We start from the raw sequence: 239 nt of genomic DNA, 5'->3' as shown, positions 1-239 counted from the left end.
GCTCGACCAGATCAAGTGCCCGATCAGCACGGTGCTGGCAGACGGCGCCTATGACGGCGAGCCGGTCTACCGGGCCGTGGCCGCCCACAGCCCGGGCGCGGAGGTCATCATTCCGCCGCGCTCCACCGCAGTGCCGAGCGACACGGCCGAAAGCGCCCCCAGCCAACGCGACCGCCACATCCAGAGGATTGCCGAGCGTGGTCGGCTTGGCTGGCAACGGGATGTCCGCTACGGTCGCC

The 239-nt window shown here is 70.7% G+C and carries 1 pseudogene; it reads left to right on the top strand.

From position 1 onward, the window contains the following. Positions 1–239 (top strand): annotated as a pseudogene (locus tag EJ903_RS27940) (IS5/IS1182 family transposase); the annotation flags it as partial.

The sequence above is a fragment of the Azospirillum griseum genome, assembly GCF_003966125.1.
Classification (GTDB): domain Bacteria; phylum Pseudomonadota; class Alphaproteobacteria; order Azospirillales; family Azospirillaceae; genus Azospirillum; species Azospirillum griseum.
This window is presented reverse-complemented; position numbering and strand designations above follow the sequence as displayed.